Source organism: Cryobacterium psychrotolerans (assembly GCF_900101115.1).
GTDB lineage: Bacteria > Actinomycetota > Actinomycetes > Actinomycetales > Microbacteriaceae > Cryobacterium > Cryobacterium psychrotolerans.
The window spans coordinates 24036-45792 of sequence record NZ_FNFU01000023.1; the positions used below are offsets into that span (position 1 = coordinate 24036).

At 70.7% G+C, this 21757-nt stretch carries 24 protein-coding genes and 1 pseudogene; 9 read left to right on the top strand and 16 right to left on the bottom strand.

The window, feature by feature from the left end; genetic code table 11:
• Positions 1-100: 100 nt before the first annotated feature.
• The 3 genes and pseudogenes from BLQ39_RS13985 to BLQ39_RS13995 all read right to left on the bottom strand — a co-directional run.
• A pseudogene (locus BLQ39_RS13985) lies at positions 101-475 on the bottom strand (GNAT family N-acetyltransferase); the annotation flags it as partial.
• 57 nt (positions 476-532) lie between these two features.
• Complete coding sequence (locus tag BLQ39_RS13990; RefSeq protein WP_167738542.1) at positions 533-1303, bottom strand: gamma-glutamyl-gamma-aminobutyrate hydrolase family protein; 771 nt, start codon at positions 1301-1303, stop codon at positions 533-535.
• 132 nt (positions 1304-1435) lie between these two features.
• Complete coding sequence (locus tag BLQ39_RS13995; protein ID WP_092324875.1) at positions 1436-1789, bottom strand: VOC family protein; 354 nt, start codon at positions 1787-1789, stop codon at positions 1436-1438.
• Positions 1790-1884: 95 nt separating this feature from the next.
• Between BLQ39_RS13995 and BLQ39_RS14000 the strand changes: the two genes are divergently transcribed.
• From BLQ39_RS14000 to BLQ39_RS14035, 8 genes are all read left to right on the top strand, one after another.
• A complete protein-coding gene (locus BLQ39_RS14000; protein WP_092324877.1) occupies positions 1885-3957 on the top strand; it encodes a TPM domain-containing protein in 2073 nt (690 codons plus the stop codon).
• A 52-nt stretch (positions 3958-4009) separates the two neighbouring features.
• Complete coding sequence (locus tag BLQ39_RS14005; RefSeq protein WP_092324879.1) at positions 4010-4741, top strand: PspA/IM30 family protein; 732 nt, start codon at positions 4010-4012, stop codon at positions 4739-4741.
• A 109-nt stretch (positions 4742-4850) separates the two neighbouring features.
• Positions 4851-5498, top strand: a complete 648-nt coding sequence (locus BLQ39_RS14010) for an NADPH-dependent F420 reductase (protein WP_092324881.1) — start codon at positions 4851-4853, stop codon at positions 5496-5498.
• Positions 5499-5602: 104 nt separating this feature from the next.
• Positions 5603-6436: an arginase family protein gene (locus BLQ39_RS14015; protein WP_092324882.1), complete on the top strand. Its 834-nt coding sequence runs from the start codon at positions 5603-5605 to the stop codon at positions 6434-6436.
• 62 nt (positions 6437-6498) lie between these two features.
• Positions 6499-7305: a crotonase/enoyl-CoA hydratase family protein gene (locus tag BLQ39_RS14020; protein WP_241977261.1), complete on the top strand. Its 807-nt coding sequence runs from the start codon at positions 6499-6501 to the stop codon at positions 7303-7305.
• Between the two features lie 13 nt (positions 7306-7318).
• On the top strand, positions 7319-8767 hold the full coding sequence (locus BLQ39_RS14025; RefSeq protein ID WP_092324884.1) for a dihydrolipoyl dehydrogenase family protein: 1449 nt from the start codon (positions 7319-7321) through the stop codon (positions 8765-8767).
• Between the two features lie 27 nt (positions 8768-8794).
• Positions 8795-9154, top strand: a complete 360-nt coding sequence (locus BLQ39_RS14030) for a Fe-S oxidoreductase (protein WP_092324886.1) — start codon at positions 8795-8797, stop codon at positions 9152-9154.
• A gap of 19 nt (positions 9155-9173) precedes the next feature.
• Positions 9174-10049, top strand: a complete 876-nt coding sequence (locus BLQ39_RS14035; protein WP_092324888.1) for an SDR family NAD(P)-dependent oxidoreductase — start codon at positions 9174-9176, stop codon at positions 10047-10049.
• A gap of 108 nt (positions 10050-10157) precedes the next feature.
• Here the strand turns inward: BLQ39_RS14035 and BLQ39_RS14040 are convergent, their stop codons facing one another.
• The 7 genes from BLQ39_RS14040 to BLQ39_RS14070 all read right to left on the bottom strand — a co-directional run bounded on the left by BLQ39_RS14040 (position 10158) and on the right by BLQ39_RS14070 (position 15980).
• Positions 10158-11627, bottom strand: coding sequence for a catalase (locus BLQ39_RS14040; RefSeq protein WP_092324890.1), 1470 nt, complete (start codon positions 11625-11627; stop codon positions 10158-10160).
• Positions 11628-11687: 60 nt separating this feature from the next.
• On the bottom strand, positions 11688-12137 hold the full coding sequence (locus BLQ39_RS14045; RefSeq protein WP_092324892.1) for a Fur family transcriptional regulator: 450 nt from the start codon (positions 12135-12137) through the stop codon (positions 11688-11690).
• A 73-nt stretch (positions 12138-12210) separates the two neighbouring features.
• Positions 12211-12975 (bottom strand): sulfite exporter TauE/SafE family protein, encoded by a 765-nt coding sequence (locus tag BLQ39_RS14050; RefSeq protein WP_092324894.1) that lies wholly within the window; start codon positions 12973-12975, stop codon positions 12211-12213.
• Positions 12972-13568 carry a rhodanese-like domain-containing protein gene (locus BLQ39_RS14055; RefSeq protein WP_092324896.1) on the bottom strand — a complete coding sequence of 199 codons (597 nt, stop codon included), beginning with the start codon at positions 13566-13568 and terminating at the stop codon, positions 12972-12974. The genes BLQ39_RS14050 and BLQ39_RS14055 overlap by 4 nt, the downstream gene beginning before the upstream one ends.
• 20 nt (positions 13569-13588) lie before the next feature.
• A complete protein-coding gene (locus tag BLQ39_RS14060) occupies positions 13589-13903 on the bottom strand; it encodes a rhodanese-like domain-containing protein (RefSeq protein WP_092324898.1) in 315 nt (104 codons plus the stop codon).
• Between the two features lie 230 nt (positions 13904-14133).
• Positions 14134-15561, bottom strand: coding sequence for an amidase (locus BLQ39_RS14065; RefSeq protein ID WP_092324900.1), 1428 nt, complete (start codon positions 15559-15561; stop codon positions 14134-14136).
• A gap of 32 nt (positions 15562-15593) precedes the next feature.
• Positions 15594-15980 carry a hypothetical protein gene (locus tag BLQ39_RS14070; RefSeq protein ID WP_092324901.1) on the bottom strand — a complete coding sequence of 129 codons (387 nt, stop codon included), beginning with the start codon at positions 15978-15980 and terminating at the stop codon, positions 15594-15596.
• Between the two features lie 56 nt (positions 15981-16036).
• Here BLQ39_RS14070 and BLQ39_RS14075 point away from each other — a divergent pair, with 56 nt between their 5' ends.
• Positions 16037-16855, top strand: a complete 819-nt coding sequence (locus tag BLQ39_RS14075; protein WP_241982944.1) for an SDR family NAD(P)-dependent oxidoreductase — start codon at positions 16037-16039, stop codon at positions 16853-16855.
• A 32-nt stretch (positions 16856-16887) separates the two neighbouring features.
• Here the strand turns inward: BLQ39_RS14075 and BLQ39_RS14080 are convergent, their stop codons facing one another.
• From BLQ39_RS14080 to BLQ39_RS14105, 6 genes are all read right to left on the bottom strand, one after another.
• Positions 16888-17466 (bottom strand): GNAT family N-acetyltransferase, encoded by a 579-nt coding sequence (locus tag BLQ39_RS14080; RefSeq protein WP_174775346.1) that lies wholly within the window; start codon positions 17464-17466, stop codon positions 16888-16890.
• A gap of 32 nt (positions 17467-17498) precedes the next feature.
• Entirely contained in the window at positions 17499-18188 is a 690-nt protein-coding gene (locus BLQ39_RS14085) for a uracil-DNA glycosylase (RefSeq protein WP_241977260.1), read from the bottom strand.
• Between the two features lie 6 nt (positions 18189-18194).
• Positions 18195-18914 carry a Type 1 glutamine amidotransferase-like domain-containing protein gene (locus BLQ39_RS14090; protein ID WP_092324907.1) on the bottom strand — a complete coding sequence of 240 codons (720 nt, stop codon included), beginning with the start codon at positions 18912-18914 and terminating at the stop codon, positions 18195-18197.
• Positions 18915-19011: 97 nt separating this feature from the next.
• Complete coding sequence (locus tag BLQ39_RS14095; RefSeq protein WP_092324909.1) at positions 19012-20142, bottom strand: bifunctional 2-methylcitrate synthase/citrate synthase; 1131 nt, start codon at positions 20140-20142, stop codon at positions 19012-19014.
• Complete coding sequence (prpB, locus tag BLQ39_RS14100) at positions 20139-21062, bottom strand: methylisocitrate lyase (RefSeq protein ID WP_092324911.1); 924 nt, start codon at positions 21060-21062, stop codon at positions 20139-20141. Before prpB ends, BLQ39_RS14095 begins: the two co-directional genes overlap by 4 nt.
• The coding region (locus BLQ39_RS14105) for an MmgE/PrpD family protein (RefSeq protein ID WP_143006480.1) at positions 21062-21757 on the bottom strand (696 nt) is incomplete at its 5' end. The genes BLQ39_RS14105 and prpB, both read right to left, overlap by 1 nt.

Genomic DNA, 21757 nt, shown 5'->3' on the forward strand with positions numbered 1-21757 from the left:
CAGGGTGGTCTCTGGCGGATCGCGCGGGATGACTGGCTCGTCGGTAGTCAGGGGGTGATTGTGCTCTCCCGTGCCCGGGAAGTGAAGGGCCGCAGGCTGGTCAGTGTTCGGGTCGGGCGAGCAGGTAACGCAGGTGCGGGCGGAGCGGTGAGCCCGCGGCGATCCTCGGAAGCTCGAACTCGTCGGACAGGGTCATGCCGAGTCGCACCATGACGGCCCGGGACGGCGCGTTCAGCACCGCCGTGATCGAGTTCACCTCGTCAAGCCGCAGCTCGTCGAAGGCGACGGCCAGGGCCGCCTTCGCCGCTTCGGTGGCATAACCCTGTCCCCAGGCTTCGCGCGCGAGACGCCAGCCGACCTCGACGCCGCCGGGGACGCCGCCTGGCATCGGAGCCAGGCCCGTGAAGCCCAGGAAGGCGCCCGAACCGCGGTGCTCGAGAGCCCAGAGGCCGTAGCCGCGGATGTCGAAGGAGGCATCCGCTCGGGCGGCGAGCGCGTCGCTGCCGGCGTCAGGGGGCGCGCGGGGCGCGGATTACGCGGCGATGAGTTCGCCGGCGAAGCGGGCGGATGCCAGCTGGCCGCCGAGCAGTGCGAGGAGCACGCCGAGTTGGTCCGCGGGAGAGTCGGGAGCCTCCGGGTGCCACTGCACCCCGGTGATCGGCCTGCTTGCGTGTTCGAGCGCCTCGACGAGCCCGTCCGGGGCCAGTGCCGCGGCCACGAGCCCGTCGCCGAGCCGGCCGACGCTCTGGTGGTGCGCGCTCTGCACCGAGATCTCGGCCCGGCCGAAGCTGCCGGCCAGGCCGCTGCCGGCGACGAGGGTTACCCCGTGCTCCGTGAGGATCTCGTCGACCGGCACGCCGTCAGTCCGGTGGACGCCGTCGTCTTCGATGTGCTGCACGATCGATCCGCCGAGGGCGACGTTGATGATCTGCAGGCCCCGGCAGATGCCGAGCAGCGGGGTGCCCTGGGCCACGGCGCGCTGCACGAGCGCGATCTGGCCGGCGTCGGCGATCTCGTAGTGGCGGGTTTCACCCTCGTAGCCGGTGCGCCCGCCGTAGAACCGGGGGGCGATGTCCTCGCCGCCGACGATCACTATGGCGTCGGCATCGATGGTGGCGGCGAGCAGTTCCGCGACCGAGACATCCGCTGCAGCGGTGCGCGTGACCTGCCAGCCGCCCTGCTCGCCCTCGCCGGTCACGCGGGAGATCAGCGTCTGAACCTTGGCGTGGTACTCGCGCTGGTCGGGCCGGGATCCGGTCACCTCGACGACGGCCAGTCGGGGCAGGTCGGCCTGTGTGTTCATGCTCGCCCCGCTCCCGGTCATCCGTCGTTACTACCAGTGTGGGGAAGACCGGCGGATGCCGCGAGCGCGCCCGTAACAGGCCGCAACAGTTCCGGCCCGCCTGCAGGGGCGTCGTGCGGGGCCGCCGGCCCGTCAGCGGCCCTGCACGACGCAGAACTCGTTTCCGTCGGGATCCTGCAACACGCTCCACCGGGTGTTCCACTCGTCGTGGTCGTCGACCAGGGTCGCGCCCAGGCCGACCAGCCGGAGGACCTCCGCCTCTCGATCGCCCGCGACGAAGTCGACGTGCATGCGGTTCTTGGCGACCTTCTTCTCCGGCACCCGGAAGAACAGCCAGCCGGCCTCCCCCGGCCCGCCCTCGGGGATGAACGCGGACGCGGCATCCGCCCCCTCACGCACCGCACGCCCGAGGACCTCGGACCAGAACGCGGCGAGGCGGCCGGCATCCTCGCAGTCGACAACAATGTGGTGCAGCGCGAGAGTCATGCAACGGATGCTACCGGCGCCGGTTCTCGCCGGGTCCCTAGACTCACCCGCGGCGCGGGCATATGGTGAGCGAGGGACGGCGCGGAGGTGGGCACATGCGGGCAGGGTGGACGATCGTATCCGGACTGCTCCTGTCTGCGCTCGTGCTCTCGGCCCCCGCCGTTGCGCACGCCGAAGACCCGGTCACCTTCGGCGCCAGTCACATCGTCGACCGGGTCGACGCCCTCGGCGATCGCGAAGGCGACGTGCAGGCCGCCCTCGACCAGCTCTACGAAGACACCCAAACCGACCTGTTCGTCGTCTACGTCGACAGCTTCACGGGCGCCGCGGACCGCGAGGCCTGGGCCGACGAGACGGCCGACAAGAACGGCCTCGGCAGCAGAGATGTCCTCCTCGCCGTCGCCACGGCCGACCGTCAATACCAGCTGTCGGTCGCGGCCGACTTCGCGCTCACCGACGCAGAGCTGACCGACCTCGAGACCGTGGCCATCGAACCGGCCTTCCGCGAGAATGACTGGGCGGGGGCCGCCATCGGGGCCGCCGAGGGCATCGGCGCCAGCATCACCGGCGCCCCCGTGCCGGCGCCCGTCGTCACTCCCGGCGAGGCGAATCCGGGCGGCGGCCGATATACGGGCGTGTGGGTCGCGCTCGTCATCCTGATCGTGGTCGGCGGGATCGTGCTCGTGGTCGTGCTCGCCCGCCGGCAGCGCGCCGTCCCCGCCGGTGGCGCCGGTCGCGCCTCCGGAGCCCCGCCGGCCCTGACCACCGCGCAGCTCAAGCAGCGGGCCGCGAGCGAACTGGTGCAAACGGACGACGCGATCAAGACCAGCGAGCAGGAGCTCGGATTCGCAATCGCGCAATACGGCGTCGAGGCGACCGGCGCGTTCCAGAGTGCGCTCGCCACCGCCAAGGCGCAGCTCAGCCAGGGTTTCACCCTGCAACAGCGACTCGACGACGCCGAACCCGACACCGAGGAACAACGGCGGGCCTGGTACGGCGAAATCATCGCCCTGTGCGACAAGGCCAACGCGGCGCTCGACGACCAGGCCGCCGACTTCGACGAGCTGCGGAAGCTGGAGCAGAGGGCGCCGGATGCCGCGGCATCACTCGAAAAGCAGATCGCCGGCGTCGACGCCCGGATCAACGAGGCGGAGGCATCCCTCGCGTCCCTGTTCGAGCGGTACTCCGAGGCCGCCCTCGCGACGGTGGCCGACAATCCCCGCCAGGCGGATGAGCGGGTCACGTTCGCCGAAAACGCGCTCACCGAGGCGAACGCCCGGCTGGCCGCCGGCGAGCCGAGCGCGGCCGCGGTCGGGATCCGGGCCGCCGAGGAATCGGTCGACCAGGCGCGTCTCCTGCTCGACGCCGTCGATCGCCTCGGCGCGGACCTGGCGTCCGCCGCGCAGAGCGTGACCGGCGAACTCCGCGAGCTCGAGACCGACATCATCCAGGCCCGGGCCCTGCCGGCCGGCACCGGCGCGGCGGCCGAACTCCCCGGGGTCATCGCGGGCACCGAGCAGACGGTGGCCGAAGTGAAGGCACACCTCGCCGCGGGAAAGATCAACCCGATCGAGCTGGTTCAACGGTTGGAAACGGCCAACGAGCGGATGGACGCCGTGCTGGCGGGTGTGCGCGACGCCCAGGCCCAGGCGCAACGCGCCGAGGCCGCGCTCACCCAGACCCTGTTGGCGGCGCGCAGCCAGGTGTCCGCCGCGGAGGACTTCATCACCGCCCGCCGCGGCGCGGTAGGTGCGGAGGCGCGCACCCGGCTCGCCGAGGCCGGGCGCCTCCTGGTGCACGCGGAATCGTCCCGGGCCGCGGACCCGGCCGGTTCCCTCGCCGCGGCCCAGCGCGCCAACGCGCTCGCCGCGGAGGCCATCTCCATGGCCAGGAACGACGTCGACGGCTTCTCCGGCACCGGCGGCATGGGCGACATGTTCGGCGGCGGGCGAAGCGCCCGCGGCGGCGGCGATGGCAGCCTCGGCGCCGTGCTCGGCGGCATCCTGATCGGCTCTATCCTGAGCGGCGGGGGAGGCGGCGGCGGAGGCGGCTTCGGCGGCTTCGGCAGCGGCGGCGGCCGGCGGGGCGGCGGAGGCGGCTTCGGTATCCCCGGAGGTTTCGGCGGCAGCGGAACCCGCTCCAGGCGGGGCGGCGGCGGCAGGTTCTAGCACGTCCACCCGATTTGGCCCATAATCGCATCACTCCTGAAAGGACACCCACATGACGAAACAGTCCATCTTTGGACGCATCGCCCAGCTGGCGAAGGCGAACATCAACGCGCTCCTCGACTCCGCGGAAGACCCGCAGATGATGCTCGACCAGATGGTGCGCGACTACACCAACAGCATCGCCGACGCAGAAAGCGCCATCGCCGAGACGATCGGCAACCTGCGCCTACTGGAGGACGACCACCGTGAGGACGTCGCCGCGGCCGGATCGTGGGGTGTCAAGGCTCTCGCCGCCAGCCGCAAGGCAGACGAACTGCGCGCCGCCGGCCAGACGGCCGACGGCGACCGGTTCGACAACCTCGCCAAGGTCGCGCTCGGCCGGCAGCTGCAGTCGGAGAAGGAAGCCAAGGGGGCCGAGCCGCAGATCGCGTCCCAGACGGCCGTTGTCGAGCAGCTCAAGACCGGACTCAACGCGATGAAGGAGAAGCTCGGCCAGCTGTCCGCCAAGCGTGACGAGCTGATCGCCCGGTCGAAGACCGCCCAGGCGCAGACGCAGGTCATGGATGCCATCAAGAGCATCGACATCATGGACCCGACAAGCGAGGTCAGCCGCTTCGAAGACAAGATCCGCCGGGAGGAGGCGCGCGTGCGGGGTGCCGGCGAACTGGCCGCCTCGAGCCTCGACGCCCAGTTCGAGAGCCTGGACGACCTCGGCGAGCTCACCGAGGTCGACGCCCGGCTCGCCGAACTCAAGGCCGGCCGCACCACCTCGATCGAGCAGTAGCCCGCGAAACCGCAGTTGTGCGCGCTATAACTCCGCTTTAGCGCGCACAACTGCGGTTTCGCGTGGGGGTGGCGGGAACATACTGGCGGGGGGCGGCGTTGGCCGGGGTATGACAACTTTAGGAATCATCGGCGCCGGAAACATCGGCAGCCAGCTCGCGCGCCTTGGCGTGGCCAACGGATACGACGTGGTCGTGAGCAATTCGCGCGGCCCGGAAACCCTGCACGATCTCGTTGCCGAGCTTGGTCCACGCGCCCGGGCGGCGTTGCCGGCCGAAGCCGCCGCCGCCGGGGATCTCGTCGTCGTCACCATTCCGCTACACGCCATCGACACCGTCCCGGCCGAGCAGCTCGCCGGCAAGATCGTGATCGACACCAACAACTACTACCCGCAGCGCGACGGCAACATTGCCGAACTCGATGACGAACGCACGACCACGGCCGAGCTACTGCAGGCGCGCCTGCCCGACGCCCGGGTCGTCAAGGCGTTCAACCACATCTATGCCGCGGATCTGACCACGCACGGCCGGCCGGCCGGCTCGGAGGACCGGCGGGCGCTGGTCCTGGCCGGCGATGACGCATCCGCCCGGGATGCCGTCGCGGCGCTGCTGGACGATTTCGGCTTCGACGGCCTCGACCTCGGTCCGCTGTCCGAGGGCTGGCGCATCCAGCGGGACACCCCCGGCTACGGCCCGCGGATGAACGAGTTCGAGCTGCGCGAGGCCGTGAGCACCGCGACTCGCTACCGCGACATGTAGTTCGTTCCGCGAAACCGCAGTTGTGCGCGCCAAAACGGAGTTTTAGCGCGCACAACTGCGGTTTCGCGTTGAGGGGGTGCGGGGCCGAGGGGCATACTGAGGGCATGTCTCCCACCTTCGTTGTCGTGCCCCAGTGGCAGGGTTCCATTTCCTCGCGCGCGATGCGCCTCGCCGACGGGGCTGAGGCCATTCGCGGCGACCTGCCCGAGTCGGCCACGCGGACGGTGGACGTACCTGCCGAGGCCGGAGACGCCCAGGACACGGGCATCCATCGCTTCTCGACGCTCCTGATGGTGCGCGAACGGATGTACCTCACCCTCCGGTCCGTCACCGACTGGGCACTCACGATCGGCGGCGACTGCGGGGTGTCCCTCTCCGCCGTGGCGCATGCCGCCCGGCGGCACCCGAACGACCTCGCCGTCGTCTGGCTCGACGCGCACGCGGCCCTGCACACGCCGGAAACGTCGCCCTCTGGCGCGTTCAACGGCATGGTGGTGCGGGCGATCGCCGGCGAGGGCACCGACGGCCTGGCCCTGGCCGAGGACAGCCGCGTTCCACTGGAGCGCGTGATCATCGCCGGCGCCCGCGACATCGACCCGGCCGAGGCCGACCTGATCGCGGAACGCGGAATCGTCACCGTTCCGGTGGAGGACCTCGGCTCCCCCGACGCGCTGGTGGCCGCCGTGCGCGCGACGGGCGCGGGCCAGGTCTACCTGCACATCGACCTCGACGTGCTCGACCCGTCCGCCATCACCGGGCTGGGCGACCTGTACCCGTTCGGGCTGGCCGTGGAGACCCTGACCGGGCTGATCACCGCGCTGCGGGCCGATTTCGGCCTCGCCGGGGCGACGATCGCGGGCTTCGCGCCGGCCTCGCCGGAAGACGCCGGCGACGATCTGCCGAGCATCCTGCGGATCATCGGCGCCCTCACCCGCTGAGCGCACCGGCCCCGTAGCATGGGGACCGGCGCGCCGGCGCCGAGGGGACACAGGAGGCTTCCGTGAGCGACCAGCAATCCGTGGCAGACCAGCCGAGGATCATCACCGAACGGCGCGGGCACGTGTTCCTGATCGGGTTCAACCGTCCGGAGAAGCGCAACGCCGCCGATTTCGCGCTGCTGCAGCAGCTCGCCCTCGCCTACGGGGAGCTCGAGCGCGACCCGGAGCTGCGGGTCGGCCTCGTGCACGCGGTCGGCGAACACTTCACGGCGGGGCTCGACCTCGCCGACGTCGGTCCCCGGCTGGGCCCCGACGGAATCGACATCGTTCCCGAGGGCGGCATCCACCCGTGGCAGGTGGACGGCAGTTCGCTGTCCAAGCCGGTCGTGATGGCCGTGCAGGGCACCTGCCTCACCCTCGGCATCGAGCTGATGCTGGCCAGCGACATGACCGTGGCCGCCGAATCGACGATGTTCGGCCAGATCGAAGTGGCCCGGGGCATCCTGCCCTTCGGCGGCGCGACGATCCGCTTCCCCCGGGCGGCAGGCTGGGGCAACGCGATGCGCTGGATCCTCACCGGCGACATGTTCGATGCGGCCGAGGCCCACCGGATCGGCATCGTGCAGGAGGTCGTGCCCGACGGCACGCAGTTCGACCGCGCCCTCCAGCTCGCCCAGCGCATCGCCGGCCAGGCCCCGCTGGCAGTGCAGGCGACCCTCGCGAGCGCGCGCAGCGCCGTGCGCGACGGGGATGCCGCGGCCGAGGCCGGGCTCCAGCCGACCCTGGCGCGCCTGGCCGCGACCCAGGACGCCCGAATCGGCATGGCCGCGTTCCTCAGCCGCACGCCCGCCGACTTCATCGGCCGTTGACCCGGAAGGCACCATGCCGACAGACACCTACGACCTGATCCTGATCGGCGGCGGCTCCAGCGCCGAGAACGTCGCCGACCGGGTAGCGCGGGCCGGCCTCTCCACCGTCATCATCGAGAGCGAGCTCGTCGGCGGGGAGTGCTCGTACTGGGCCTGCATGCCGTCCAAGGCCCTCATCCGCAGCGGCACCGCCCTCAGCGCCGCCCGACGCGTCGGCGGGGCCGCCGAGGCCGTGACCGGAACCCCGGATGCCCGCGCGGCGCTGCGACGCCGGGACACGATCGTGCACGACTGGTCCGACGACTCGCAGGTGAAGTGGCTGGAGAGCACGGGCATCCGTCTCGTGCGTGGGCACGGTCGCCTGTCCGGGGTGCGCGAGGTCACGGTCACCGCCGACGACGGTACGACCAGGGTGCTGACCGCCCGGCACGCCGTGGCCGTGGGCACCGGATCGGCCGCGCTGCTGCCGGAGATCCCCGGTCTGGCCGACGTCTCCCCCTGGACCAGCCGTGACGCCACGTCCGCGCCAGAGATCCCGGAGAGCCTCGCCATCCTCGGCGGCGGTGTCGTCGCCGTGGAGATGGCGACCGCCTATGCCGCGCTCGGGGCGACCGTGACCGTGATCGCCCGCAGCACTCTCCTGCGCGGGCAGGAGCCGTTCGCCGGCGAGCTGGTCGCCGAGGGCCTGCGTGCAGCCGGCGTGACCGTGCTTCTGGGGGCGACGGCGGCCCGCGCCGAGCGCACCGCGTCGGGCGAGGTCGAGCTGACGCTTGACGGCGGAGGGACGGTCACGGCGGCGGAGGTCCTCGTCGCCACCGGGCGCGTTCCCCGAACGACGGATCTGGGGCTGGACACCGTCGGCCTGACGCCCGGCGACTGGCTCGCCGTGGACGACACCATGCTCGTGCAGGGCAGCTCCCCCGCGCTGGCCGGCCGGTGGCTGTACGCGACCGGCGATGTCAACCACCGCGCGCTGCTCACCCACCAGGGCAAGTACCAGGCGCGGGCAGCCGGGGACGTCATCGTCGCGCGAGCCGCGGGCGCGCCCGTCGACGACGCACCCTGGGGTGCCCACGTCGCGACGGCGGACCACGCCGCTGTTCCGCAGGTCACCTTCACCGACCCGGAGGTCGCATCCGTCGGGCTGACCCAGGCGGCCGCGGAGGACGCGGGCCATCGCATCCGGGTGCTCGACTACGACCTCAGCTGGCTGGGCGGGGCCACCGTGCTCGCCGACGACTACACCGGTCGAGCCAGGGCGATCGTCGACCTCGACCGGAAGGTTCTGCTCGGCGTGACGTTCGTCGGGCAGGACGTCGCCGAACTTCTGCACGCGGCCACGATCGCCATCGTGGGCGAGGTTCCGATCCATCGCCTGTGGCACGCGGTGCCGAGCTACCCCACCCTGAGCGAAGTGTGGCTTCGGCTGCTGGAGGAATACGGCCGGCCGGGCGAGTCCTGAGGCCGGGCGACGACCTACGCTAGAGGGATGCGTCGCATCCTGTTCGACTCCCCGATCAGCCGGGCCGGCTATCTCTACGCGACCTGCGTCGGGGCACTCTGGGGTTCCCTGTGGAGCACCGGACGGGTGGAGCGGCGAAACGGGCTCATCGTCTTCCGCGGGATGCCCGCCTGGACGTTCGGTCGCGGCGGATCCTGCGTCGGCGGCTGCTATCTCACCAACCGAAACGTCTCCGCCGATGTGCTCGAGCACGAGGCCGTGCACAAGCGGCAGTGGCAGCGGTACGGCATGGTCTTCCCCCTGCTGTACCTGGTGGCGGGACGCAATCCGCTGCGGAACAGATTCGAGATCCAGGCCGGACTGCAGAAGGGCGGATATGTCAATTAGTCACAATGAGGGGCGCACTATGACCGCACGAACCATCATCATCACCGGCGCGAGCGACGGCATCGGAGCCGCTGCGGCCAGGAAGCTGAGCCGGGACGGAGACCGCGTCGTCATCGTGGGTCGGTCGGCCGAGAAAACGTCCGCCATCGCCGCGGAACTCGGCGCGGATTTCTTCGTCGCCGACTTCGCCGACCTGTCCCAGGTGCGCGCCCTCGCGACGGACCTGCTGGCCCGCTACCCGCGGATCGACGTTCTCGCCAACAACGCGGGCGGGATCATGGGCGCGCGGGAGACCACGATGGACGGGCACGAGAAGACCTTCCAGGTCAACCACCTCGCCCCCTTCCTGCTGACCATGCTGCTGGTCGACCGGCTCGCGGACAGCAAGGCCAGCGTGATCCAAACCTCCAGCGCGGCCAACAGCCTCTTCGGCAGGATCGACCTCGACGACCTTGACGCCGAGCAGACGTACTCCGCGAACAAGGCCTACGGCGACGCCAAGCTGGCCAACATCCTCTTCACCCAGGAACTCCACCGTCGCTTCAACGACGAGGGGATCTCCGCTGCCGCCTTCCACCCCGGCGTCGTCGCGACGAGCTTCTCGGCCACGTCGACGAGCCCCATGCGGTTCATCTACCAGACCGCGCTCAAGCGCTTCCTGCTGACCCCGGAGCAGGGCGCCGACACGCTCGTCTGGCTGGCGACGGCGACACCCGGAAGCGACTGGCGCTCGGGCGCGTACTACGAGAAACGAAAGATCGCGGGCGCCAACACGCAGGCCTACGACCCGGAACTGGCGGCCGGCCTCTGGGAGCGAAGCTCCGCCATGGTCGCCGAGCCCTTGCCCGTCGCCGAGCCCGTTCCCGTCGCCGAGCCCGTTCCCGTCGCCGAGTAGCACCCTCGCCTCCCTCGCCGAACTGTGAGTTCGGCACCTTCACCGGGCCCGGGAAGGTGCCAAACTCACAGTTCGGCGGATGGGGATGGGGCGGAGGGGAGGGGTGGGTTAGACGAGCAGGTCGGCCTCGGCCCAGGCGGCGAGGTTCGCGCGGAGGGATGCTCCGAGCGTCGCGTCGACGGCGGTCCAGTACGCGATCGCACGCTCGGTGACCTCGGGGCGCTGCACGCCGCTGATGGCACCCGTGATGGTGTCGAGGAAGCGAGCCCTGGCCGCGTCGTCGAAGACCTCGCGGTACAGCGTGCCGGCCTGGCCGAAGTCGCTGTCCTCCGAGTGCAGTGTCGCCGCGGCGCGAAGCAGGGCGCCGTCGGACTCCCAGCTGCCCTCACCGGCCGCCGCGGCATCCGCCACCGGGCCCCCGAGGGAATTCGGTGCGTAGACCGGGGCATCCGCCGGCTTGAACCCGTGGCGGGCCGCGCCGTCCTGCGAGTAGTTGTGCACGGCGGCCTTCGGCGCGTTCACCGGGATCTCGGTGTAGTTCGTGCCGACGCGGTAGCGCTGCGCATCCGGGTAGGAGAACACGCGGGCCATCAGCATCTTGTCCGGGCTGATGTCGATGCCGGGAACCGTGTTGGCCGGCGAGAACGCGGCCTGCTCGATCTCGGCGAAGAAGTTCTCCGGGTTGCGGTTGAGGGTGTGCGTGCCGACCTTGATCAGCGGGTAGTCCGCGTGCGGCCAGACCTTGGTCAGGTCGAACGGGTTGAAGCGGTAGGTCTTCGCGTCCTCGTAGGGCATGACCTGCACCGATACGTCCCACGACGGGAAGTTGCCGGCCTTGATCGCCTCGTAGAGGTCGCGGCGGTAGTAGTCGGCGTCGGCGCCGGCGATGAGCTCGGCCTCCGAGCCCTCCATCTCGACGTGGCCCTGGTTGGAGGCGAAATGGTACTTGACCCAGAAACGCTCACCGGCGGCGTTGATCCACTGGTAGGTGTGCGAGCCGAAGCCGGGCATCTCGCGCCAGGAGCGCGGCAGGCCGCGGTCGCCCATCAGGTAGGTGACCTGGTGCGCGGACTCCGGGGAGAGGGTCCAGAAGTCCCACTGCATGGTCGCGTCGCGCAGGCCCGAGCCCGGCAGCCGCTTCTGCGAGTGGATGAAGTCGGGGAACTTGATGCCGTCGCGGATGAAGAACACCGGGGTGTTGTTGCCGACGATGTCGTAGTTGCCCTCGGAGGTGTAGAACTTCACCGAGAAGCCGCGCACGTCGCGCCAGGTGTCGGGACTGCCCTGCTCGCCGGCGACGCTGGAGAAGCGCTGAAGCGTCTCGGTCGTCGCGCCGGGCTGGAAGAGCGCCGCGCGGGTGTACTGCGACACGTCGTTGGTGACCACGAACTGGCCGTGTGCTCCGCCGCCCTTGGCGTGCACGATGCGCTCCGGGATGCGCTCCCGGTTGAACTGGGCCAGCTTCTCGACCAGGTACCGGTCGTGCAGGGCTGTGACGCCGTCGGCGCCGACGGTGAGCGAGTGCGCGTCGCTGGCGACGGGGGTACCCGTCTGGGTGGTGGTGGGTTCGATAGGCATGATGCTCCTTGCTGTTCGGTACTTCGCTGCTGTTCGATTGGGCTGGGTCGACGGACGAAATCAGGGGGTCGCGGGCTCGGTTCGGCAGGACGGGCAGAGGCCCCAGAAGGTGACCTCGGCGGATGCCACGGCGAAACCGCGCGCGTCGGCGGGGGTCAGGCAGGGCGCCTCCCCCACGACACAGTCCACGTCGTGTACGGCGTCGCAGCCGGTGCAGACGAGGTGGTGGTGGTTGTCGCCGACCCGGCGCTCGAACAGCGCGGCGGAACCGGCCGGCTCGATGCGGCGAACGAGCCCGGCGGAGGTGAATGCGGCCAGCACGCCGTAGACGGCCTGCAGCGAGGTGCCGGGCAGCCCGGCGTGCACGGCTGCGAACACCCGCTCCGCGCTGGCGTGCGGCGAGTCGGCGAGCGCGTACAGCACGGCCAGGCGCTGCGCGGTGACCTTGAGGCCGGCCGAGCGGATGCCGTCGGCGAGCGTGTGCGTCGCCGTCGCATCCGTTGCCGTCATGCGCCCAGCGTAGCAGTTGTCTTGACTAATTCAAGATAAGGAAGGGCGGGTTGACTCGCGGGGAGAAGCACCCTCAGCCGATGATCGCCCGGGTCGCCACATAGGCGGCGACGAGGAGTACGAGCACGGCGAAGCCACGCTTGAGCACGACGTCGGAAAGCCCGCGGGCGAGGCGCCCGGCGGCTAAGGATGCTGCCATGGCGGCGGCGGCGAAGACGCCCACGACAGCCCAGTCCAGCTCCACGGTTCCGACGTGCGCAGCGAAACCGGCGGCGGAGTTGATGACGATGATGACCAGGGACGTGCCCACGGTGAGCGCCATCGGCAGGCCGAGCACCAGGGTGAGGGCCGGCACGATCAGGAAGCCGCCGCCGACACCGAGCAGCCCGGTGAGGAAGCCCACCACGGCGCCCGTGGCAAGGGCACGGGGCAGGCAGTGGCGCCAGTCGGTTCCGCCGTCGGGAAGGGCGCAGGGTCCGCCGACCGATTTCGTGGGGAAGAACATCCGCACGCCGGCGACGACCATGATCACCGCGAACACCCCGAGCAGCACGCGCGGTTCGATCATGCCGCTGATCAGCGACCCCAGGAACGCGGTGGCGATGCCCGGTGCGCCGATGACCGCCGCGAGGCGCCAGTTCACGCCGCCCTGCAGCCGCGGAATCACCGCAACGGCCGACGCCGCGCCGACCACGACCAGCGAGGTCGGGATGGCCTCGGACAGGGGCATCCCCACCCCATAGACCAGGGCGGGCACCGCGAGGATGGATCCGCCGGCACCGGTCAGGCCGAGCAACGCCCCGACCACGAGACCGAGGACCAGCGCCGGGACGATCATCGGTCGGTGAGCTGGTCGAGGGCCTCGCGTGCAGTCGGCTCGGTGACGGAGCGGTTCCACGGCATCCAGGACAAGGCGCGGCCCATCGCACAACTGTTGGTGGCAGCCGAGTAGGTAAGTCCGGCGCCGATGGTTCCGGCGATCACGCGCAGGTTCGGGGAGATGAATCGCCCGGCGAGCATGCCGGCGAGCACGAGCGACCCCGCGGCCATGCGCACCTGGCGCTCCAGCGCCCACGAGCTTCGGCCGCGCACGATGTCACCACCGACCGCCGCGTAGGCGGGGACGCCGCCGCTGAGGACCATCGCCCCGTCCAGCCCGACCGTGCCGAGGCGCTGCCTGGCCTGCTCGGCCCGAACCCCCGACTGGCAGATCAGCACCACGTGCGTGTCCATCCTGGCGGCGAACTCGGGCGTGTGTTCCTTGAGCAGGGGCAGCGGAACGTGGTAAGAGCCTCGGATGTGCGAAGTCTCGAACTCGCCGGCAGCGCGCACATCGATCAGCAACAGGTCGTCCTGACGTTCGACCCAGCCTCGCAGCGTGGCGGCATCGACGGATGCGGTGTCCGCGGTCGTGCCTGTCGGTGTCGTCACGATGTCTTTCCGTGGGGAGATCAATGGGGGGCCGGGGGCGCCGTCGTGGCCAGTCCCGAAGCCTTCCAGTCAAGCATGCCCCCGGACATCGTGTACGCGGTAAAACCTGCGGCGGCCAGTTGCTCGGCGGCTGCGGCGCTGCGCCGACCGCTGCGGCACACCGCAATGACGGGGCGGGTTTTGTCGAGCAGACCGGTACTGCCGGGCACCTGGGCGAGCGGGATGTGCCGGGCGCCGACGATCATGCCGTCGGCCACTTCCTCGGTTTCCCGCACGTCGATGACCTGGGCGTCGTTCAGGCGGTCCAGCACCTGCTGGGGGGTGAGCTCATTCATGGGTGGTCCTTTCGGATCGGGGTGGGGGTGGACGCTGCAACAGGCAGACGGAGGTCCATCGTTCGTCGTCCTCCCAAGTCGCGCCCTGCACCTTCCAGTATACCCCCAGGGGTATCTGGCACCACCGGCTCGGCTTCGAACCCCCTGAGGGGTCGCATATCGACCTTCCCGGGGCGAAGGAAGGTCGATATACGACCCCTCACGAGAATTTTGACGGGGGGGGGCGGGGGTCAGATCCCGGGCGGCACCCGGTCCTGCCAACGCAGGCGGCGTTCCAGCTGGGCGCCGAGGGCCAGCAGGGTCGCTTCGCCGCCCGGGCGCCCGATCAACTGCACCCCCATCGGCAGACCGCCCGCGGTCTGCATGACCGGCAGGACGATGGCCGGGAGCCCCGCGACGTTGACCATCGAGGTGAACGGCGTGTACTGCACCTGCTGCGCAAAGTTGCGCTCCCCGTCGGCCCGGTCGTACCAGCCGAGCGGGCGCGGCGTGAGCGCCAGCGCCGGGGTGAGCACGGCGTCGAAGCGCGACAGCCGGGCGATGAACGAACGCTCGAAGGCGCTCAGCGCCGCCAGCGCCTCGGCCAGGTCGCGCGCGCCGAGTGCGCGGCCGCGCCGGAGCAGCCAGCGGGTCAGCGGTTCGAGCTGCTCCTCCTGCTCCGGGCCATCGGCCGGGATGGTCGCCGCTCCCGCCTGCCAGATCGTGCGGAAGGCGGGCACGTAGCTTGCGTCGGGCGAAAGCGCGGTCTGCTCGAGGCCGTGGCCGAGTGCGGAAAGCCCGTCGACGGCCACCGCCAGCGCGGCCAGCGCCTCGGGAGCCAGGCGGATCTCGTAGTCGTCGTCCCAGGCCGACGTCGTCATGACGCCGAGCTGGAACCGCCCCTCCCCGCGCACGGCGGCCGCGAGCAGGGGGCCGTCTTCGCCGGGGGCGCGGAGCGCGAAGTGGTGCTCCGGACGGCTGCCGCTCGGAGTGATCATGGCGTCGAGCAGAAGCGCGGCATCCGCCACCGTGCGGGCGATCGGCCCGGCCACCGCGAGCCCGCCGAGAGAATCGATCCCGGATGCTGCGGGCACCCGCCCTCGGGACGGCTTCAGGCCGACGAGGCCACATGCCGCTGCGGGAATACGAATGGACCCGCCTCCGTCGGAGCCCGGCGCGAACGGCAGCATCCGCGCCGCGACCGCCACCGCGGCCCCGCCGCTGGACCCGCCGGCGCCGAGGTCGACGTCCCACGGATTGCGCGCGGGGGCCTCTGCGAGGCTCTCGGTGTACGAGGGGAGGCCGAACTCCGGGGTGTTCGTCTTGCCCAGGCTCACTCCGCCGGCCGCGTCGAGCGCCCGCACGAGGTCGTCGGACTCCTCGGGGACGAAGTCGGCCATCAGGCGCGAGCCGAACCGCGCCGGCACGCCGGCACGCCGCTGCAGGTCCTTGTCCCCGAACGGCAGCCCCCAGAGCGGCGCGGTCCGCGGCACGTTCGCCTCGACGTGGCGCGCCCGCTCGAGGGCGGCATCCGCGGTCACCGTCACGAATGCCCCCAGCGACGGATTGAGCGCCTCGATGCGCGCCAGGTAGTGCTCGGCGAGTTCGGTGGGGCGCAGTTCCCCCCGCTGGAGCGCCTGCCACTGGTCGAGGGCGGTCAGCTCGTGCGGTTGTGGCATGGGTCGAGCCTAGTCAGGTCGCCTCAGGTCGGTCAGGCCTCGTCCGGCCGAGCGCCATCGACCTCCGCCTGAATCGCGGTCAGGAGCCGCCCGAACGCCGCGGGCGCCGCCTCGAGTACCGGCCGCGCGGTCCAGCGGGCCGCCCAGCGGGCGACCTGCGCGATGTTGATGATCTCGTACTGCACGAGGGCCCCGGACTCCTCCGGCAGCACCCGGTACTCGCCGCGATACCACCAGTCGCCCTCCACGACGACGAGGCGACGCGCGGGGTCGGCCCTGACGTGGCCGGCGGCCTCATCGCCGCCGGACAGAGTGGCCACGAGGTGCCCGAAGGCCGCGTCGGGGTCGGCCGCGAGGTGGCCGGCGAAGGACCGCAGAACCGTGTGCCGGGCAGGAACGTCAAGTGGGGCATCCGTCATGCTTCGACCTTACGCGGGGCTCGCCCAGCCCGGCCGAGCGGGGCTAGCCTCAGTGCATGGCACGCTCATACTTCAACCCCATGGGAACCACCGCCCTCATCACCGGAGCCTCGAGCGGTCTCGGCATCGGCTTCGCGCACCGGCTCGCCGAGCGCGGGGCAGACCTCGTGCTCGTCGCCCGACGCCAGGATCGTCTTGAGGCCCTCGCCGTCGAACTGGCCGAGAAGTACGGCACGGCCTCGACCGTCATCCCGCTGGACCTGACCGGGCCGGATGCCGTCGCCGAGCTGGTCACGGACCTGCGCACCCGCTCCGTCACCGTCGGCACGCTCGTCAACAACGCCGGCTTCGCTACCTTCGGGCCCTTCGCCGTGTCCGACGCCGGCCTGCAACGCGAACAGGTGGCGCTCAACGTGCAGGTGCTCACCGAGCTGACCCGGGCGTTCCTGCCGGACCTGCTCCAGACCGCAGGCGAGCATCCGCACGGCGCGGCCCTCGTGAACCTGGCGAGCACCGCCGCGTTCCAGCCGGTGCCTCGCATGGCCGTCTATGGAGCGACCAAGGCGTACGTGCTGAGCTTCACCGAGGCGCTCTGGTACGAGACACACGCCTCCGGCCTCAAGGTGACGGCGCTCTGCCCCGGCCCGGTTGCCACGGAGTTCTCCCGGGTGGCCGGCGTCGCGGCCCGGCGACGCCCGCAGAGCGTCGACCAGGTGATGCGCACCGTGTTCGCCGACCTCGACCGCGGCACTCCCCCGCCGCACAGGGTCAGCGGCGCGCGGAATGCCGCGCTGGCCTGGCTCTCGAGGGCCTTGCCGCGCGGCGCCGTGGTGAAAGCGACCGGGCGCCTGACCGCGCGCCGCCGCACCGCCTAACGGACACTGCGCTACCTGCTCGGGGCGACCGCCTACTTCAGGCTCTTCTGCATGAGCACGGTGCCCAGCCAGCGCTCGAATTTGAAGCCGACCTTGCCCATCCGACCGATTTCCTCGAAGCCGAAGTCGTGGTGCAGCTTGATCGACGCGTCGGCACCCTGGTCCGCGATCACGGCGATGATCTCCTTGAGCCCCGCGGCCTTCGACCGCGCGATGAGTTCGGCGAGCAGAACCCGGCCCAGGCCCTTGCCTGTGGATGCCGCGCCCAGGTAAATCGAGTTCTCCACGGTGAACCGATACGCCTTCTTCTGCTTCCAGGGGCTGACCAGCGCGTAGCCGAGGAGCTGCCCGGCCGGGGACTCGGCCACGATGAACGGCATGCCGAGCCGTTCCAGGTAGGCGCACTTGTCCCGCCACTCGGCCAGGGTCATCGCGTCCTCGTCGAACGTGACGGTGCTGTTCGCGACGTAGTAGTTGTAGATCTCACGGATGTACGGGAGGTCGGCGGCCGTTGCGTCGCGCAGCGAGTACTCGAACGGCGCCTCGGGCGGCGGCACCGGGCGAAGGTGCATCGGCAGCCGTCGCCTGGGCTGGTATTCCTCTTCAAGCACCGGTGACTCCCCTCGTTTCTTCAACTTCCAGATTAGCCGAGCGACCAGTCGACGGGCGCGGCTCCCTGGGCCGTCAGGAGTTCGTTTGCCCGGCTGAACGGGCGGGATCCGAAGAATCCCCGCCTCGCTGACAGCGGGCTCGGGTGGGCAGACTCGATCACGGGCGTGTCGCCCAGCAGGGGCCGGAGGCTCGCGGCATCCCTGCCCCAGAGGATGGCCACCAGCGGGCGGCGGCGCGCGACGAGGGTGCGGATGGCGTGCTCGGTCACGGCCTCCCAGCCGCGCCGCCGGTGCGACCCGGCGACCCCCTCCTGCACGGTGAGCACCCGGTTCAGCAGCATGACGCCACGCGCCGCCCAGGGGGTGAGGTCGCCGTGCGGCGGCGGGGTCAGCCCGAGGTCGTCGTGGAGTTCGCGGTAGATGTTCTGGAGGCTTCGCGGCAGGGGACGCACGTGGGGGTCGACGGCGAAGGACAGCCCGATCGGGAATCCGGGGGTCTGGTACGGGTCCTGGCCGACGATGAGCACCTTCACATCGTCGAAGGGATGGCCGAAGGCGCGGTAGATCTTGTCGCCTGCGGGCAGCCAGGGGCGTCCGGCCGCCGTCTCGGCCCGGAGGAAGTCGTCCATCGCGCCCATCTCGTGAGCGACCGGCGCAAGCGCCTCGGCCCAGCCGGGGTCGATCCGGCCGTCGCCGAAGCGGGCCCCCGGGGGCGTCGGCACGGGGTCCTAGGCGCCGAAGGTGCTGACGAGAACCCCGTCGGGCGCCTGGCTGACCCGCCAGACGCTGCCGGCGCCGACCACGCCCAGCGCGCCCTCGCCGACCACCAGGGCGGTGTTCTCGTCGATGGCGAGGCCTCCGTCGACCAGTCCGGCCTCGACCGCGGCGATCAGTCGGGACAGCGTGCCCCACTGCGCGGCGTGCACCTCGACGGTGACATCCAGCAAGCCGATGCCGTTGTCGACCGTGACCTCGTCGAGGTCCTCGGATCCGTCCTGTGGCGCGACCTCGACGCCGCCGATCCGCCAGCCGCCGGTCAGGGCGCGCTCGGCGGCGATCATCGCGCCGGCCGAGTAGCCGAGGTAGGGGATGCCGGCCGACACCTGGCGGCGGATCTCTCCGGCGATCGGCGCGACCGCGGCGAGATAGGCGGGGGTGAGCCCGCCGCCGATGACGATGCCGTCGACGTCCCCGACCGCGGTCAGGGCCGCCCGGCCGTCCAGCTCGAGCGTGGTGAGCACGGGCTCGAAGGGCGCGGCCGCGGCCAGCGCTGCCGTGAGGTTCGCGGCGTGCTCGTCGCCGTCGCCGGACCGCACGGAGATGATCGCGATGCGCGGTTCGACCCGTCCGGCCGCGGTCGCTCGCGCCGTCGCCTCACCGACGAACGGTCCGTAGACCGCGGGATAGTGCTCGGAAGCCCAGCCGCCGCCGACCAGGTGCACGCTCATGCGTTCACCTCGGTGCCGTGGATGCTGCCGGTCGTCTGTCGTACTGCGTCATGGGCCATTGGTCAATGGTATGCCGCGAAGCGTCCGGCGAAGGTCCTCAGACGATGTGGCGTTCCTCCACGCCGTCGTACACCGACAGCGGGCGGATGAGGGCGTTGGAACCGGTCTGCTCGATGATGTGCGCCGTCCAGCCGATCACCCTGGCCGCCACGAACAACGGGGTGAAGGTGAGGGTGTCGAAGCCCATCAGGTGATAGGCCGGTCCGGACGGGTAGTCGAGGTTGGGCAGGATCGCCTTCTGCTCGGTCATCGCCGCTTCCAGCGCCGCGTACAGTTCGAGCAGGTCGGGCCGCTCGTAGTGTTCGACCAGGGTCAGCAGCGCCGCGTGCATGGTCGGCACCCGTGAGTCGCCGTTCTTGTAGACCCGGTGCCCGAAGCCCATGATCTTGCGCTTGTCCACGAGGGCGCGGTCCAGCCAGGCAACCGCGCGGTCGCCGGCGCCTTCGCCCGCGCCGATCTCGTCGAAGGTGTGCATCACGGCTTCGTTCGCGCCGCCGTGCAGCGCGCCCTTGAGCGCGCCGATCGCTCCGGTCACCGCGGAGTGCAGGTCCGCGAGCGTGGAGGTGATCACCCGCGCGGTGAAGGTCGACGCGTTGAACGAGTGCTCGGCGTAGAGGATCATCGAGACGTCGAACGCGTCGACGACGGCCAGTTCCGGCACCTCGCCAAAGGTCATGTGCAGGAAGTTCGCCGAGTAGCCGAGGTCGTCCCTGGGTTCGACCGGGCCCTGGCCGTGGCGGCGACGCTGGTCGTACGCGATGATCGCCGGCAACTGCGAGAACAGCCGGATCGACTTGGCCAGGTTGGCCTCCGGCGACGCGTCGGCGACCTCGGGGTCGCGGGCGCCGATCACGCTGACCGCGGTGCGCAGCACATCCATCGGATGCGCGCTCATCGGCAGCTCGTCGATGACGCGGTGCACGACGGGGTCGAGCCGGCGCAGCGACCGTTCCAGCTGCTCGAACTCGGCCAGCTGTGTTTCGTCCGGCAGCTCGCCGTGCCAGAGCAGGTACGCGACCTCCTCGAAGCTGCACAGGGCGGCCAGTTCCTGCACCGGGTAGCCCCGGTACAGCAGGGAATTCGTCTCCGAGTTCACCTTCGAAATCGCGGTGACATCCACCGGCACGCCGGCGAGGCCCTTGAAGACCTTCACATCCTTCTCGCTCATATCGTTCCCTTCTCGTTCACGCTGAAGTTGAAAATGCCTGAGTCGAACTTGTTGTACGCCTCGTAGTCGAGCAGCTCGTAGAGCTCCGTGCGGTGCTGCATCTCCGGCAGGAGGGAGGTCAGCGACCCTTCCGCCTGGATGGCTGCGAGTCCACGGTCGGCGGCGCCCATCGCCAGGCGCAACAGCGACACCGGGAAGATCACCATGTTGACGCCGATCCCGCCGAGCTGGTCGACCGTGAACAGTTCGCTCTTGCCGAACTCGGTCATGTTCGCCAGCAGCGGCACGTCGACGGCCGCGCGGATCGCCTCGAACTCGGCCAGCGTCGCCATCGCCTCGGGGAAGATCGCGTCGGCGCCGGCGTCGACGAGCTTCTTCGCCCGGTCGACGGCCGCGTCGAGGCCGCCATCACCCGGCACCGTGGCACGGATGTCGGTGCGCGCCATGATCAGGAAGTTCGGGTCCCGGCGCGCATCGACCGCCGCGCGGATACGCTTCACCGCGGTCTCCTCGTCGACGACCTGCTTGCCGTCGAGGTGCCCGCAACGCTTCGGGTTCACCTGGTCCTCGATGTGCATGCCGGCCAGGCCCGCATCCTCGAGGGTCTGGATCGTGCGCGCCACGTTCATCGGCTCGCCGAAGCCCGTGTCGGCATCGACGATCGCCGGCAGGTCGGTCATCCGGGCGATCTGCTGCGCCCGGCCGGCGACCTCGGTGAGCGTGGTCAGACCGATGTCGGGCAGGCCCAGGTCGGCCGAGAGCACCGCCCCGGAAATGTAGACGCCCTCGAAGCCCCTCGCCTGGATCAGCTTCGCCGAGAGCGGGTTGAACGCGCCCGGGAAGCGCTGGATCGTGCCGCTGGACAGCACCGCCCGCAGGTTCACGCGCTTCTCGGCCGCGGTGGCGGCGGAGTACAGCATCAGAAGAGCCCCACCGGCATGGGCAACGCCGAGAGCAGACCGGGCCTGGCCACGATCGTCAGCTGGCCGAGCTCGCCGGAGCCCAGCTCGGGCAGCCGCTGCGCAAGGCCCAGGAACCGCTCGATCTCACCCGCCCCGAGCACGTCCGCGGCCAGGGTGCGGAACTTGTTCACGTACTCCGCACGACCGAACGGACGGGCGCCCAGCGGATGCGCATCCGCGACCGCGATCTCGTCGGTGATGGTCTCGCCGGTGCTGAGCGTGATGACGACGCGGCCGCCGAAGGCCTTCTCGCTGACATCGAGCGAGTGGTACCGGCGGGTCCACTCGGGGTCTTCGACCGTGGTCACGCTGTGCCAGAGGGCGACGGTGTCGGCCCGGCCGGCGCGCTCGGGCGAGTAGGAGTCGACGTGGTGCCAGCTGCCGTCCTGCAGGGCGACCGTGAAGATATACGGGATCGAGTGGTCGAGCGTCTCCCGGCTCGCGGTCGGGTCGTACTTCTGCGGGTCGTTCGCGCCGGACCCGATCACGAAGTGCGTGTGATGGCTGGTGTGGATGACCACCGACGCGATCGCGCCGGGGGCGGCCAGCTCCGGGTGCTGGTTGTGCAGCTTCCGGGCGAGGTCGATCCAGGCCTGCGCCTGGTACTCGGCCGAGTGCTCCTTCGTGTAGCTGTCGAGGATGGCCCGCTTGGC

Bases quoted from the DNA above. Each gene is read 5' to 3' on its own strand.
- BLQ39_RS14005 (WP_092324879.1), top strand. From the start codon at position 4,010: ATGACGAAACAGTCCATCTTTGGACGCATCGCCCAGCTGGCGAAGGCG.
- BLQ39_RS14000 (WP_092324877.1), top strand. From the start codon at position 1,885: ATGCGGGCAGGGTGGACGATCGTATCCGGACTGCTCCTGTCTGCGCTC.
- BLQ39_RS14010 (WP_092324881.1), top strand. From the start codon at position 4,851: ATGACAACTTTAGGAATCATCGGCGCCGGAAACATCGGCAGCCAGCTC.
- BLQ39_RS13990 (WP_167738542.1), bottom strand. From the start codon at position 1,303: ATGAACACACAGGCCGACCTGCCCCGACTGGCCGTCGTCGAGGTGACC.
- BLQ39_RS14025 (WP_092324884.1), top strand. From the start codon at position 7,319: ATGCCGACAGACACCTACGACCTGATCCTGATCGGCGGCGGCTCCAGC.
- BLQ39_RS14035 (WP_092324888.1), top strand. From the start codon at position 9,174: ATGACCGCACGAACCATCATCATCACCGGCGCGAGCGACGGCATCGGA.
- BLQ39_RS14060 (WP_092324898.1), bottom strand. From the start codon at position 13,903: ATGAATGAGCTCACCCCCCAGCAGGTGCTGGACCGCCTGAACGACGCC.
- BLQ39_RS14065 (WP_092324900.1), bottom strand. From the start codon at position 15,561: ATGCCACAACCGCACGAGCTGACCGCCCTCGACCAGTGGCAGGCGCTC.
- BLQ39_RS14040 (WP_092324890.1), bottom strand. From the start codon at position 11,627: ATGCCTATCGAACCCACCACCACCCAGACGGGTACCCCCGTCGCCAGC.
- BLQ39_RS14090 (WP_092324907.1), bottom strand. From the start codon at position 18,914: ATGAGCGTGCACCTGGTCGGCGGCGGCTGGGCTTCCGAGCACTATCCC.
- BLQ39_RS14045 (WP_092324892.1), bottom strand. From the start codon at position 12,137: ATGACGGCAACGGATGCGACGGCGACGCACACGCTCGCCGACGGCATC.
- BLQ39_RS14095 (WP_092324909.1), bottom strand. From the start codon at position 20,142: ATGAGCGAGAAGGATGTGAAGGTCTTCAAGGGCCTCGCCGGCGTGCCG.
- BLQ39_RS13995 (WP_092324875.1), bottom strand. From the start codon at position 1,789: ATGACTCTCGCGCTGCACCACATTGTTGTCGACTGCGAGGATGCCGGC.
- BLQ39_RS14070 (WP_092324901.1), bottom strand. From the start codon at position 15,980: ATGACGGATGCCCCACTTGACGTTCCTGCCCGGCACACGGTTCTGCGG.
- prpB (WP_092324911.1), bottom strand. From the start codon at position 21,062: ATGCTGTACTCCGCCGCCACCGCGGCCGAGAAGCGCGTGAACCTGCGG.
- BLQ39_RS14050 (WP_092324894.1), bottom strand. From the start codon at position 12,975: ATGATCGTCCCGGCGCTGGTCCTCGGTCTCGTGGTCGGGGCGTTGCTC.
- BLQ39_RS14075 (WP_241982944.1), top strand. From the start codon at position 16,037: ATGGCACGCTCATACTTCAACCCCATGGGAACCACCGCCCTCATCACC.
- BLQ39_RS14015 (WP_092324882.1), top strand. From the start codon at position 5,603: ATGTCTCCCACCTTCGTTGTCGTGCCCCAGTGGCAGGGTTCCATTTCC.
- BLQ39_RS14030 (WP_092324886.1), top strand. From the start codon at position 8,795: ATGCGTCGCATCCTGTTCGACTCCCCGATCAGCCGGGCCGGCTATCTC.